Source organism: Thermoactinospora rubra (genome assembly GCF_002093975.1).
In the GTDB taxonomy this organism is placed as follows: Bacteria; Actinomycetota; Actinomycetes; order Streptosporangiales; family Streptosporangiaceae; genus Nonomuraea; species Nonomuraea rubra_A.
Genome location: NZ_MSZZ01000010.1, coordinates 190,617 through 203,697 on the forward strand (window position 1 = coordinate 190,617; position 13,081 = coordinate 203,697).

Consider the following 13,081-nt stretch of genomic DNA (forward strand, 5'->3'; position numbering starts at 1 on the left):
AAGCGTACGGCCCGCGCGGACCGGGCGCGGGCCGTACTCCTGCCGCCGGGGGCGGTCCCCGGCGGGACCATCGTATGAGGAGAAACCACATGCGACATGTCGGCAAGGTTTCCGTTGCCGCCGTGGCCGTGCTCGCCGGCGGCCTGTTAGCGGGCGCCGCGCAGGCGGCCGCCGTCCCGGGCCCGGGAACGTACGTGATCAAGAACCTGGCCAGCGGCCTGTGCCTGACCGCCCCGGCGGGCGGCGCCGGTGCGCAGCTCCAGGAGACCGCCTGCGACGGCGGCTCGGACCAGAAGTGGACGCTGGCCTCGTCCGGCGCCCTGACCAACGGCTCGCTGTGCGCCGGGGTGATCGGCGCCTCGACCAGCGCGGGCAAGGCCGTCGTGCAGGAGGCGTGCACCGGGGCGGCCAGCCAGCGGTGGACGGTCCAGGCCGCCAGTACGGCGTACCGGGTCGTCAACGCCAACAGCTCGCTGTGCATGAACACCGGCAGCGGCCTGATCAAGCAGAACTCCTGCGACAACGCCACCACCAAGCAGTGGACGTTCACCTCGTCGGGATCGAACCCTTCCCCGTCCCCCTCGGCGTCCCCCTCGCCGTCGCCGACGGTGACGCCGACCGGCACCCCGACCACGCCGCCGCCCTCGGGCGGCGCGCTGTACGTGGCGCCCAACGGCACCGACGGCGCGGCCGGGACGGTGTCGAACCCGACGACGCTCACCTCGGCGATCACCCGCGTCGCCCCCGGCGGGACGATCTACATGCGCGGCGGGACCTACAACCTCTCCCAGACCGTCACCATCGCGCCGGGCAACAACGGCACCTCCAGCGCCCGCAAGAAGCTGTCCGCCTACCCCGGCGAGACGCCGGTGCTGAACTTCTCGGCCCAAAGCGAGGACCCGGCCAACCGCGGCCTGGCCGTGAACGGGTCGTACTGGCACGTCTACGGCCTCGTCGTGCAGCGGGCCGGCGACAACGGGATCTTCGTCGGCGGCAGCAACAACATCATCGAGCGCACGGTGACCCGCTACAACCGCGACACCGGCCTGCAGCTGTCGCGGATCGCCTCCGACACCCCGCGCGCCCAGTGGCCGGCCGACAACCTCATCCTCAGCGCGCTGTCGCACGACAACGCCGACTCCGACGGCGAGGACGCCGACGGCTTCGCCGCCAAGCTCACCGTCGGCTCCGGCAACGTCTTCCGCTACTGCGTGGCCCGCAACAACATCGACGACGGCTGGGACCTGTACACCAAGACCGACACCGGCCCCATCGGCCCGGTGACCATCGAGGACTCGCTGGCCTACAACAACGGCACGCTCAGCGACGGCAGCCAGGCCGGCGCCGGCGACCGCAACGGCTACAAGCTCGGCGGCGAGGACATCGCGGTCAACCACGTCGTCCGGCGCAACTTCGCCTACCGCAACGGCAAGCACGGGTTCACCTACAACCGCAACCCCGGCACGATGACGGTGTCCGGAAACGTCAGCATCGACAACGCCGAGCGCAACTTCTCCTTCGACGCCGGCACGTCGGTGTTCACCCAGAACACCTCCTGCCGCAGCGGCAGCGGCACCAACGACAAGATCGTCGGTAGCGCGGACGGCACGAACCAGTTCTGGACCGGCTCCAACGGGCCCCGGTGCTCCTCCTACGCCGGCGCCCTGAGCTGGCACTTCGCCTCCGACGGCCGCCTCGTGGTGACCTTCGGCTAGCCTCACCCGCCCTCGGCGTACACCCCGGCATACGCCGAGGGCGGGGTGGCACCCCGGGATGACCGGTTCAACGCGACAGCCTCAGCACTCCCCACCGCGAGGTGTTCAGGTAGGACTGCCCGGTCGGGTCGTTCCAGGTCACGGCGGCGGTACGGCTCGCGCCGGTGGCGTCGTTGACCTGGACGTCGAAGCCGAGCAGGGTCCCGTCGGCCAGCGTGACGGTCGGCAGCTCGATCGCCGCCTCGATCACGTAGCCGCCGTCGACCACCTTGGCCGCACTGGTCAGGTTGTCGCGCACGGCGAAGGCGTCGAAGGTGCCGCCGACGGTCTGCCTGCCGGTGAAGCTGATCCGGTACTGGCCGTCGTCATCGTCGTAGCCCTTGGTCTTGTTGTTCTCCGGGTCGACGAAGATCTCCACCGAGTCCTGCTCCCAGGCGTTGGGCGACTGCTCGCTCAGCTCGGGGTCGGTGACCTGGGCCAGCACGTACAGCGTGCCGGGCTGCCAGAGCGCGCGGACCCGGGCGGTGGCGCCGCCACTCCCGGCGATCTGCGTGGCGGTCCTGATCTCCTGGCCTCTGGCCCAGACGCGGTCCACGACGCCGTCGATCGCCGGGGCGCCGCGGGCGGCCTTGGCGAGCTTGACCGCGGGCACGGCCGTCAGCCTGCCGGTCCACGAGGTCTCGCCGCCCGCGGAGTCCTCGACCTTGACGGTGACGTCGCTGCCCTCCGGACTGTCCGCCGGCATCTCGGCCTCGACCCGGTACCCGTCCGGGGTCCTGCCGACCCCGGAGGCGGTGCGCTTGACGGTCTTGGTCCGGCCGCCCGCGGTGAAGGTCACCGAGTCGCCGGAACTGAAGGTCCGGTCGGTCACCTCGGCCAGCAGGACGAGGCCGCCGTCGCGGGTGCGGGCCTGCAGGCCCGCCGAGACGTCGCCGACCCTGGCCAGCGGGGCGTCGGGGAGCTTGTCCCACTCCAGGTCCCGCCTGCCGTCCACCCTGATCGCGCCTTCCGGCGCGATCAGCTTCCTGACCGGCGGCGGCAGCCGGCTCGGGTCCACGATGCCCCAGTAGGCGGGCTTGGCCTGCAGCTCGTCGTCGAACGGCAGCGGCGGGTTGAGCCGGTTGATCGGGAAGTTGGACAGCCAGGTCTCGTCGTCGGCCACGCCCCAGATCGTCACCGACGACAGGCGCCCGGCCTGGCGGCGGAAGACGTCGAAGATCTCCTTGTAGCGGTGGCCCTGCTCGACGAGCACCTCCTGCGGCACCTCGGGGTAGGAGCTGACGAAGTCGGTGTAGACGCTCACGTCCAGCTCGGTCACCTGCTGGTCGACGCCGAGCGTGGCGAAGCGCTCGATGGTGTCCTCGATGAAGGAGGCCGGGGCCTGCTCGATGTTGACGTGGAGCTGGTGGCCGACGGCGTCGATCGGCACGCCCTCGGCGAGCAGCTGCCTGACCACCTTGTACAGCGCCTCGCGCTTGCGCGGGTACTCGGTGTTGTAGTCGTTGATGACCAGCTTGGCCTGCGGGTCGACCTCGCGGGCGACGCGGAAGGCGGTCCTGATGTAGTCCAGGCCGGCGATCTGGAACCACGGCGAGCGGCGCAGGCCGTCGGGTTGGTTCTCGTCGATGACCTCGTTGACCACGTCCCAGGTGCCGATCTTGCCCTTGTAGCGGCCCATGACCGCCCTGATATGGTTCTCCAGCCGCCGCAGCAGCGTGGCCTTGTCGGCCTGGCCGCCCTCGGCGTCCTCGAACACCCAGTCGGGCACCTGGCTGTGCCAGACCAGCGTGTGCCCGCGGAACCGCAGCCCGCGGTCCAGCGCCCAGTCCACCAGGTAGTCGCCGTCCTCGAAGCGGAACTGCCCTTCGGCCGGCTCGGTGGCGTCCCACTTCAGCGCGTTGCCCGGGGTGACGCTTTCGTAGTGCTTGGTGACCAGCTTGCCGTGCTCGCCCAGCGTGACGGTCCGGTTGACGGCGGTGCCCACGGTGAAGGGCAGCACGTCCTTCAGCGAGGGGATGTCGGTCTGGATGGGCTTGGGCGGGATGTAGGTCAGCGAGAAGTCGTCCAGGTCGTAGTCGAAGGTCCCGGTGTCGGACTCGACGTAGACGGCCAGGAAGTCGGCCTCGTGGGCGAGGGTGTAGGTGGCGCGCAGCCGCACCCACTCCCCCGCGGGAACGGCCTTGGGCGCGACGACCTGCTGGTAGGTGGGCGTCCCGCCGGAGCGGCGCTCGATCGACAGGCCCAGGTTGCCGCCCTGGGCGGTGCGCACCCAGACCGACAGCTCGTACTTCGACCCCAGCGCCATCTTGCCGAGGACCGAGCGCGAGGCGCCGTCCCAGGACGCCTGCCGGCCCGTGACGGCCAGGCCGTAGGAGCCGGAACGGGCGGCCCCGGCCGTGGCCGCGAGCGCAGCGGACGCGCGCGGCGACCAGCCCTGCGTGCTGCCGCTCTCGAAGTCGGTGACCAGGCCGGACTGGGTGGGGTCGGAGTCGGAGGCGATCACGACGTCGTCGACGAGGAACTCGACCGCCGCGCCGGAGCTCTCGACGTACAGGTTCAGCGTGGAGTCCTCGGAGTACAGGTAGGTGCCGGTCAGCTCCACCCAGGCCGCGTCGGTGACCGTCGCCGCCGCGACGCGCTCGTAGACAGCCGACCCGCCGGCCGGGGTGCGCTCCACGGTGAGCGCGACGGTGGAGGACGGCTGCCCGGGCAGTGCCCTCACCCAGCCGGTCACGGTGTAGGTGACGCCCTTCTCGAAGGGCGGGGTGATCGACGCGCCGTGCCAGGTGGCCGTCCGGCCCCGCACCGCGAGGCTGGAGGCGCCGCCGTGCGCGGCGTCGGCGGTCACGGCGACGGTGACGCCCGAGCCCCGGGCGGCCCACCCCTGGGTGGTCCCGTCCTCGAAGTCGTAGGCGGCGATCACGGTCGGCGCCGCCGCGGCGGGCGGCGCCCCCACCAAGGGCGCCACCAGTAAGGAGGCGCACAGCGCCAGGAGGGCGACGAGGGCACGCATCGGGGGGTTCTCCAAGGAGGGTGTGCTCAGCGGAGGTTCGCGCGAAGCAGGTCGATGAGAGGCTCGCGGCGCGCGCAGGACTCGAACGCAAAGGAGTCGGCCAGCGCGATCAGCTCCTCGTCGTCCAGGCCGCGGAACAGCTCGGCGTACTCCGGCAGCAGCGCCTGGGCGATGAGGATGTGCCTGATCAGGTCGTCGGTCTGATAGCGGGCGCCCCACGGGTAGGGGTCCCAGCCGGGGAACTCGGTCTCGATCAGCTCGTGCAGCGGGCGCAGCACGTCGGCGGTCTCCTCCATCGTCGAGCCCCACCGGTCGGCCCCGAGCCTGCGCTTCTTGGCGACGAAGCCGCCGAACCGCTCCATGTACGGCCCGCCCGCCACCAGCAGCCCCTGCAGCCCGACGTCCTTGTAGGTCCACAGCGACCAGCCGGCCTCGTGCTCGTCGTAGATCTCCAGCTGGTCGCGCAGGATCTGGTAGCGCTGCTCGTCGACCTCGGGGTCGCCGGTGTAGACCGGCCCGAACTCGCCCACCCACAGCGGCGTGCCGGTCTCCCGCTGGAAGCGGGTCCGCTTGGCGAAGGTCCGCTCCAGCTGCCCGCGGTCGACCCACTCCCCGCGCGTGTAGCCCGGGTACGGCCCGCCGTGCGCGAACCCGGCCAGCGCGTAGTCGTGGCAGACGAAGACGGTGTTCTCGTACACCTCGCGGAAGACCGAGAAGTCGGTGGAGTAGGTGTTGCCGTCCAGGAACAGCACGTGGTGGGGGTCGGCGGCGCGCACCGCCTTGACCAGCCGGTCGTAGAAGGGCCCGACCACCTTGCCGGTCGGGTCGCCGGGCTCGTTGATCGGGTTGTAGCCGGCCACCCAGGGGTTGTCCTTGTAGCGGTCGGCCATGGCCTCCCACAGGGCGACGACGCGGTCCTGGAAGTGCCGGTGCCGCCAGAAGGAGGCGACGTGGGTGGGGTTGTCGGAGTGCCAGTGCTGGTTCTGCGCCCCCGGCACGGCGTGCAGGTCGATCACGCTGTAGATGCCGTGCCGGCCGAGCAGGTCGATGACGCGGTCCAGATGGCGGAAGCCGCGCTCGATGATCTCGAAGGGGCGGGCGTCGGACTCGAAGTGGCGGTAGTTGACCGGGATGCGCACGCAGTTCATGCCGAGCTCGGCGAGCAGCGCGGCGTCCTGCGGTCCGAAGAACGAGGTCAGCAGCCGGTCGAAGAAGAGCTCGGCGCGGTCCTCGCCCAGGACCTCCTGGACGGCCTCGCGCATCGCAGACTCGTTGGCGGGGTAGCCGGTGATGAAGTTCTCCATGTTCATCCAGCCCCCGAGGCCCACCCCGCGCAGCCGGACCGGGGTGCCGTCGGCTGTGATGAGGCGGGTTCCGGACACGTGCAGCATGTTCACCCTTTCGTAGCGCCTGCGGTGAGCCCGCTGATCAGCTGCCGCTCGGCGACGGCGTAGAAGGCCAGGGCCGGGATCAAGGAGATGACCACGTAGGCCAGGATCTTGGCCGTGTCCGAGCTGTACTCCCCCTGGAACTGCTGGACGCCGAGCGGCAGCGTCCACAGGCCGGGGTCGTTGAAGACCACCAGGGGAAGGAAGAAGTTGTTCCAGCTCGCCACGATCGCCAGCACCGACACCGTGGCGAGCGCCGGTCTGGCCATCGGCAGCAGCACCCGCCAGAAGAAGCCGAACGGGCTGCAGCCGTCGATGATCGCGGCCTCTTCCACCTCTCGAGGGATCTCGCGGAAGAACCCGCGCAGGATGACGATCGTCAAGGGAAGGCCGTAGGCCGCCTGCGGCAGGATCACTCCCAGCGGGTTGTCCAGCAGGCCGTAGTTCCGCAGCAGGATGAACAGCGGCAGGATCGCCACCGCGAACGGGAACAGCAGCCCGACCGTGAACAGCGTGAACAGCAGCTCCCTGCCGCGAAAGGCGAACCTGGCGAAGGCGAAGGCGGCCAGCGCCGACAGCGCGACCGTCAGCAGCGTGGTGAGGACCGCGATGACGACGCTGTTCCACAGCTGCCGGTAGAACGAACCGGCGGCCAGGATGTCGGTGTAGTTCTCCGGCACCCACGGCGCGGGCAGCCCGAACGGGTTGACCGACAGCTGGCCGGTGTCCTTGAACCCGCCCAGCACGGCGTACGCCAGGGGCAGGACGACGAAGATCCCGGCGATCCAGATGAGCACGTGGGTCGGGACGGTGCGGAGCCTGCGGATCATCGGCCTCCTCCCATCGTGGTCAGCGCGCCCTGGACGTCCCGGCGCATGACGGTCCGCTGGTAGCCCAGCGCGAAGACGAGGGCCAGCAGGAACATCAGCACGCTGATCGCGCTGGCGTAACCGATCTGGGTGCGGCGGAAGCCGTAGTCGTACATCGTCACGGCGAGAGTCTCCGAGGCGTGCGAGGGGCCGCCGCCGGTGAGGATCCAGACCAGGTCGAACAGCTGGATGGCGCCGATCACCGACAGGAACACGCTGATCCGGATCGTGGGCGCGAGCAGCGGCAGCGTGACGTGGCGGAACACGTTCCACGGGTTGGCTCCGTCGATGCTGGCGGCCTCGGTGAGCTCCTTGGGGATGCCCTGCAGCCCGGCCATGTAGATGATCATGTGGAAGCCGAAGTACTTCCACGTGATCACGAGGAACAGCGAGATCATCACGGTGTCCGGGTCCGACAGCCAGGGCCACCCCTCCATCCCGAAGGCGGAGAGCAGCTGGTTGGCCATGCCCGACTCAGGCGACAGGATCAGCGAGAACAGCACTGCCGTGATCGCCTCGGAGATCACGTACGGCGCGAAGAACATCACGCGGTAGAAGGCCCGGCCGCGGATCTTCCGGTTGAGGAGCAGCGCGAGCCCGAGCGAGATCGGCAGCTGCACCAGCAGGGACAGCGCCACGATAATGAGCAGGTTGCGCAGGTCGCCGAGGAAGATCTGGTGCCGGAAGGCGCGGAGGTAGTTGTCCAGCCCGATGAAGTTCGTGGGCGGCCCGACACCGTTCCACCGGTACAGGCTGAGGTAGGCCGCGATCAGGATGGGAGCCAACACCAGCAGGACGAACAGCACCAGCGCGGGCAGCACGAACGCGAACGCCGTCAGGAAGCGGCCTCGCGGGGCCGCCGGGCGGCGCCGGCGGCGGCTCGGCGAGGCGGGGAGGGCCGGACGGCGGGCGTCCGGCCCTGTGAAGGTCTTCGTCACGTCCCGGCTACTCCATCTCGGACTTCGCCGTCTCGGTGATGTCCTGGACGACCTCCTGCGGCGTCTTGGTGCCGTTGATCAGCTCCGCCACGCTGTCGTTGACCTGCTGGCCGACCGCGGGCGGGTAGGCCTGGTCGAGGTAGAGCTGGAAGGCGGTCGCCTGGGCGACGGTCTGGGCGACCTGCTTGAGCAGCGGGTCGGCCACGGCCTCCTCCTCGCCCTTGTACACCGGCAGCGCGGCGCCGACCTGGACCATCTTCCGGTGGTTCTCCGGGCCCAGCGCGAACTTCAGGAAGTCGAGCGCCTCCTGCGGGGCGTCCTTGCCGAGGGAGAACCCGCCGCCGCCGCCGAACGCGTCGGTGGCCGCGCCCTTGCCGCCCTCCACGACCGGGAAGGTGAAGAAGCCGAGGTCGTCGCCGAGCCCCTTCTTGGAGGAGTCCTTCTGGACGCTGGGCGCCCACTGGCCCATCAGCTCCATGGCGGCCTTGCCGTTGCCCATGGTGGCCGCCTGGCCGTCGGGCGTGGAGTAGTCGGCGCCCTGGAAGCCCTTCTGGAAGGGCTGCAGGTCGGCCAGCTCCTTGAGCCGCTGGCTGGCGGCGACGAAGTCGGGGCCGGTGAAGTCGGCGTTGTCCGCGGCCTGCTGGAGCCCCGGCACGCCCGCGATCCGCATGGCGAGGTAGGACCAGTAGTAGTGGCCCGGCCACTTGGCCTTGCCGGCCAGCGCGATCGGGGTGACGCCGGCCGCCTTGAGCTTCTTCACCGCGTCGATGAACTCGGTCCACGTGGCGGGCGGCTGCTGGATGCCGGCCTTCTCGAACAGCGCCTTGTTGTACCAGAAGCCCACCATGCCGATGTCGGCGGGCAGGCCCCAGGTCTTGCCGTCGAACTGATAGGCGGTCAACGCGGCGGTCGTGAGGTTCGGGATCAGGTCGCCCACGTCGGCGGTCAAGTCACGCACCAGCCCGGCGTCGACGTGCTGCTTGAGCACGCCGCCACCCCAGTGCTGGTAGACGTCGGGGGCCTTGCCCGACTGGACGGTGGTGGCAAGCTTGGGCTTATAGGAGTCGTTCTCGATGGCGACGTTCTTGATGGTGACGTTGGGGTGCATCTTCTGGTACGCGGCGATCGTGTTCGCCCAGAAGCTCTTGCCCGGTTCGCTCGTGGCCAGGTTCCAGAACTCGAAGGTCACCTTCTTGGGGCCGGCCGGCGCGCTGGACTGGCCCGCCTGGCCCTGGCCGCCTCCTCCTGTGCCGCAGGCCCCCAGGAGGAGGGCGGCGGCCGCGAACGCCACGACACTTCGTCGACTCTGCATGGGGGGTCCCTTCTCGGAGTGGGGTCTGAAAGTTTCGGACCTATCCCCGAATGTTTCGTGACCCGGAGAATAGGAAATCTCCACGTCACGCGTCAATGGCTTCGTTGGGAGCGCAACCAAATCGCGTCCTACGCGGCGCCGCCAGAGGATCCGAAAAGTTTCGGCTAGACTTCCCCCATGCCGAGCTCCACGCCCGCGAGGAAGCGCGTGACGATCGCGCTCATCGCCCAGGAGGCCGGGGTCTCCGTGCCCACGGTCTCCAAGGTCATCAACGGCCGCCCCGAGGTGGCCCCCGAGACCCGCCGCAAGGTGGAGCGGCTGCTGCTCAAGCACGGCTACACCCGGCGCACCACGCTGGGCGACGGCCCGGTCGGCCTGATCGACCTGGTCTTCACCGAGCTGGAGAGCCCCTGGGCCATGGAGCTCATCCGCGGGGCCGAAAGCGCCACGCGCGAGGTCGGGGCGGGGATCGTCATCTCGGTGATGCACACCCACGCCGGCCCGGGGCGCGACTGGTTCGACCGGGTGGCCGCGCGCCGCACCGACGGCGTGATCATCGTCAGCTCGCGGCTGTCGGCCAGCCAGTACGGTCACCTGAACGCCCGCTCGATCCCCTTCGTGGTGGTCGACCCGGAGGGCGAGCCCGCCCCCGACGTGGCCTCGGTGGGCGCCACCAACTGGCACGGCGGGCTGGCCGCCACCCGCCACCTGCTGGAGCTGGGGCACCGCCGGATCGGCATGATCGGCGGGCCGCCCGACATGCTGTGCAGCAGGGCCCGCATCGACGGCTACCGGGCGGCGCTGGAGACCGCCGGGATCCCGGTGGACCCGGCCCTGATCCACTACGGCGACTTCCTCGTCGGCTCCGGCCACGACCGCGCCCACGACCTGCTGTCGCTGCCCGAGCCGCCCACCGCCATCTTCGCCGGCAGCGACCTGCAGGCCTTCGGCGTCTTCGAGGCGGCGCGCCAGCGCGGGCTGCGTGTGCCGGAGAACCTCAGCGTGGTGGGTTTCGACGACATCCCGCTGGCGCGCTCGGCCTGGCCGCCCCTGACGACCGTGCGGCAGCCCCTGCAGGAGATGGCCGCGCTGGCCGCCCGGATGGTGCTGGCGATGTCGCGGGGGGAGCCGCTGGAGACGCGCCGGGTCGAGCTGGCCACCTCGCTCATCGTGCGGGACAGCACGGCGGCCCCCCGGCCGTGACGGCATCCCCGCACCGTTGACGGTCTCCGCCGGAGCATCTACGGTCATGGTCTCGAAACATCTCGGCAATATATCGAAAAGTTTCGGAGGCCCGTGTCATGACCCGGTCCCGAGTGGTGCTCCTCGCCGGCGTTCTGGCGTTACCGCTCCTGGCGGCGCCCGCCCAAGCCGCCTCGGCCACCGTCACCGTCGACTACGGCAAGATCCTGCGGCGGATCGACGGGCTGGGGTTCGCCCAGCCGTTCCGCCGCAACGAACTGGTGCTGGCGCTGCCGGAGCGGCAACAGCAGGAGATCCTCGACCTGTGGCTGAGCCGCGACAAGGGCGCCGGGGCCAGCATCCTGCGCTTCGGGATCGGCTCCTCCCCGGCCGGCGCGCCGTACGACCAGATGGTCTCCATCCAGCCCGAGGACCCCGGCGGGCCCGACGCGCCGCCGAAGTACGTATGGGACGGCCAGGACAACGCCCAGGTGTGGCTGGCCAAGATCGCCAAGGAGCGCTACGGCGTCGACCGGTTCTTCTTCGACGCCTGGAGCGCCCCCGGCTACATGAAGGACAACGGGACCGACTCGGGCGGCGGCACGCTGTGCGGGCTGAGCGGCACCAGCTGCGCCGGCGGCGACTGGCGGCGTGCCTACGCCCGCTACCTCATCGATTACACCCGCTTCTACCGGCGCGAGGGCATCAAGATCACCGACCTGGGGTTCACCAACGAGCCCGACTACACCGCCACCTACGCCTCCATGCGCTTCACCCCCGAGCAGGCCGTGGAGTTCATCAAGATCATCGGACCGATGGCCGGGAAGGAGGGCGTCAAGCTCGTCTGCTGCGACTCCTTCGGCTGGACCGAGGCCAAGGCCTACACCGCCGCCATCGAGGCCGACCCCGAGGCCCGCAGGCTGGTCAAGGTGCACACCGGGCACACCTACGCCAGCCCGATCGACAGCCCGCTGCCGACGGACCGGCCGACCTGGATGTCGGAGATGACGCCCAACGGCAACACCTGGAACGAGAACTGGGACGACGGCAGCGGCTACGACGGCTGGTGGATGGCCAACCACATCCACGACTCCTTCGCCCTGGGCAACGTGAGCGCCTACGTCTCCTGGTTCGGCGCCTCCCGCGGCGCCACCCGCGCCTTCCTCCAGATCGACGAGGTCAACAAGACCTACCGGGTCTCCAAGCGGCTGTGGGCCTTCGCCGCCTACAGCCGGTTCATCCGCCCGGGAGCCGTCCGGGTCGAGGCCGCCTCGGCCGATCCGGCGCTCAAGGTCACGGCGTTCCGCAACCCCGACGGCAGCCGGGTCATCGAGATCATCAACACCGCGGCCACCGCCGTCCAGGCCGAGGTCCCCGGCCACGGCAGGAGGGCGACCGCCTACGTGACCGACACCACGCGGTCGCTGGAGCGGGCCGACATCCTCCGCGGGCACGGGGCCGCGCTGACCGCCGACCTCCCGCCGCGCTCGCTCACCACGATCGTGATCCCCGGCCGGCACTGAACCCGGCCCGGCCCCTGGTGCGAAGGCGGGCTTTGGCCGTACGGTGGGACACTGCGGGAAAGCGCTTACCAACTTCCGAGGAGAACGCATGATCCGCGTAGCGGTCGTCGGGGCCGGCGGCATCGCCGGTGGCTGCCACATGCCCGCCCTGCAGGCCGAGGCCCACCGCGCCCAGGTGGTCGCCGCCGTCGACGTGGACGGGGACAAGGTCAGGGCCTTCTGCGCCGAGCACGGCATCCCGGCCGCCCACACCTCGCTGGAGGAGATGCTCGCGGCCGAGCGTCCCGACCTCGTCCACGTCTGCACTCCTCCCTTCCTCCACGCCCGGCAGGTGATCCGGTGCCTGGAGGCCGGCGCGTGGGTGTGGTGCGAGAAGCCGCTGTGCCTGTCGCTGGCCGAGTTCGACGAGATCGCGGCGGCGGAGGGAGCGGCCGGGCCGTACTGCTCGGTGGTCTTCCAGCACCGCTTCGGCTCCGGCGCCGAGCACCTGCGCTCGCTGCAGGCCGCGGGGAAGCTGGGCCGGCCGCTGGTGGCGCAGTGCGTGACGGCCTGGTACCGGGCGCCGGAGTACTTCGCCGTCCCCTGGCGGGCCAGGTGGACCACCGAGGGCGGCGGGCCGACCATGGGACACGGCATCCACCAGTTCGACCTGCTGCTGTCGATCTTCGGCGAGTGGGAGGAGGTCCGCGCGATGGCCGGGCGGCTGGCCCGCGACACCGAGACCGAGGACGTCTCGATGGCGATCGTGCGCTTCGCCAACGGCGCGATGGCGAGCGTCACCAACAGCCTGCTGTCCCGCCGCGAGGAGAGCTACCTGCGCTTCGACTACGAGGAGGCGACGGTCGAGCTCAGGCACCTGTACGGCTACGCCAACGAGCACTGGAGCTCCACCTCCGAGCTCTGGCAGCCGGGCGAGGACCGGCCCAGCGGCCACCACGCCCAGCTCGCCGTCCTGCTCGACGCCTTCGAGCGCGGCGAGCGGCCCCCGGTGAGCGGCGCCCAGGCCCGCTCCACGCTGGAGCTCGCCGCCGGGCTGTACGCCGCCGCCTTCACCGGCCGGCCCGTCCTGCGCGCCGAGCTGACCCCCGGCCACCCCTTCTACCGGAGCATGAATGGCGGCCACTCGCTGTGAGCGCCCACG

Annotated in this window: 9 protein-coding genes; 4 read left to right on the forward strand and 5 right to left on the reverse strand. The window is 70.5% G+C overall.

Annotated elements, in window-relative coordinates; translation table 11 throughout:
- Positions 1–89 precede the first annotated feature (89 nt).
- Positions 90–1,715 carry an RICIN domain-containing protein gene (locus BSB02_RS19500; protein WP_206184783.1) on the forward strand — a complete coding sequence of 542 codons (1,626 nt, stop codon included), beginning with the start codon at positions 90–92 and terminating at the stop codon, positions 1,713–1,715.
- A gap of 67 nt (positions 1,716–1,782) precedes the next feature.
- On the opposite strand, the gene BSB02_RS19505 is transcribed toward BSB02_RS19500, so the two are convergent.
- From BSB02_RS19505 to BSB02_RS19525, 5 genes are read right to left on the reverse strand one after another with little or no spacing between them, the layout of a single operon-like run.
- Positions 1,783–4,728: an endo-1,4-beta-xylanase gene (locus BSB02_RS19505; protein WP_084960436.1), complete on the reverse strand. Its 2,946-nt coding sequence runs from the start codon at positions 4,726–4,728 to the stop codon at positions 1,783–1,785.
- Positions 4,729–4,754: 26 nt separating this feature from the next.
- Positions 4,755–6,119 (reverse strand): glycoside hydrolase family 5 protein, encoded by a 1,365-nt coding sequence (locus BSB02_RS19510; protein WP_084960437.1) that lies wholly within the window; start codon positions 6,117–6,119, stop codon positions 4,755–4,757.
- Between the two features lie 2 nt (positions 6,120–6,121).
- The gene (locus tag BSB02_RS19515; RefSeq protein WP_084960438.1) at positions 6,122–6,946 is read right to left on the reverse strand and encodes a carbohydrate ABC transporter permease; all 825 of its coding nucleotides are present in this window, start codon (positions 6,944–6,946) and stop codon (positions 6,122–6,124) included.
- On the reverse strand, positions 6,943–7,923 hold the full coding sequence (locus tag BSB02_RS19520) for a carbohydrate ABC transporter permease (protein WP_084960439.1): 981 nt from the start codon (positions 7,921–7,923) through the stop codon (positions 6,943–6,945). The genes BSB02_RS19515 and BSB02_RS19520 overlap by 4 nt, the downstream gene beginning before the upstream one ends.
- A gap of 7 nt (positions 7,924–7,930) precedes the next feature.
- On the reverse strand, positions 7,931–9,235 hold the full coding sequence (locus BSB02_RS19525; protein WP_084960440.1) for an extracellular solute-binding protein: 1,305 nt from the start codon (positions 9,233–9,235) through the stop codon (positions 7,931–7,933).
- A 177-nt stretch (positions 9,236–9,412) separates the two neighbouring features.
- On the opposite strand from BSB02_RS19525, the gene BSB02_RS19530 reads away from it, so the two are divergent.
- The 3 genes from BSB02_RS19530 (at position 9,413) to BSB02_RS19540 (ending at position 13,072) form a co-directional block, all read left to right on the forward strand.
- Entirely contained in the window at positions 9,413–10,438 is a 1,026-nt protein-coding gene (locus BSB02_RS19530; protein ID WP_084960441.1) for a LacI family DNA-binding transcriptional regulator, read from the forward strand.
- Between the two features lie 98 nt (positions 10,439–10,536).
- Positions 10,537–11,940 (forward strand): glycoside hydrolase family 30 protein, encoded by a 1,404-nt coding sequence (locus BSB02_RS19535; RefSeq protein ID WP_084960442.1) that lies wholly within the window; start codon positions 10,537–10,539, stop codon positions 11,938–11,940.
- A gap of 88 nt (positions 11,941–12,028) precedes the next feature.
- The gene (locus BSB02_RS19540; RefSeq protein WP_084960443.1) at positions 12,029–13,072 is read left to right on the forward strand and encodes a Gfo/Idh/MocA family protein; all 1,044 of its coding nucleotides are present in this window, start codon (positions 12,029–12,031) and stop codon (positions 13,070–13,072) included.
- The last annotated feature ends 9 nt before the right edge of the window (positions 13,073–13,081 follow it).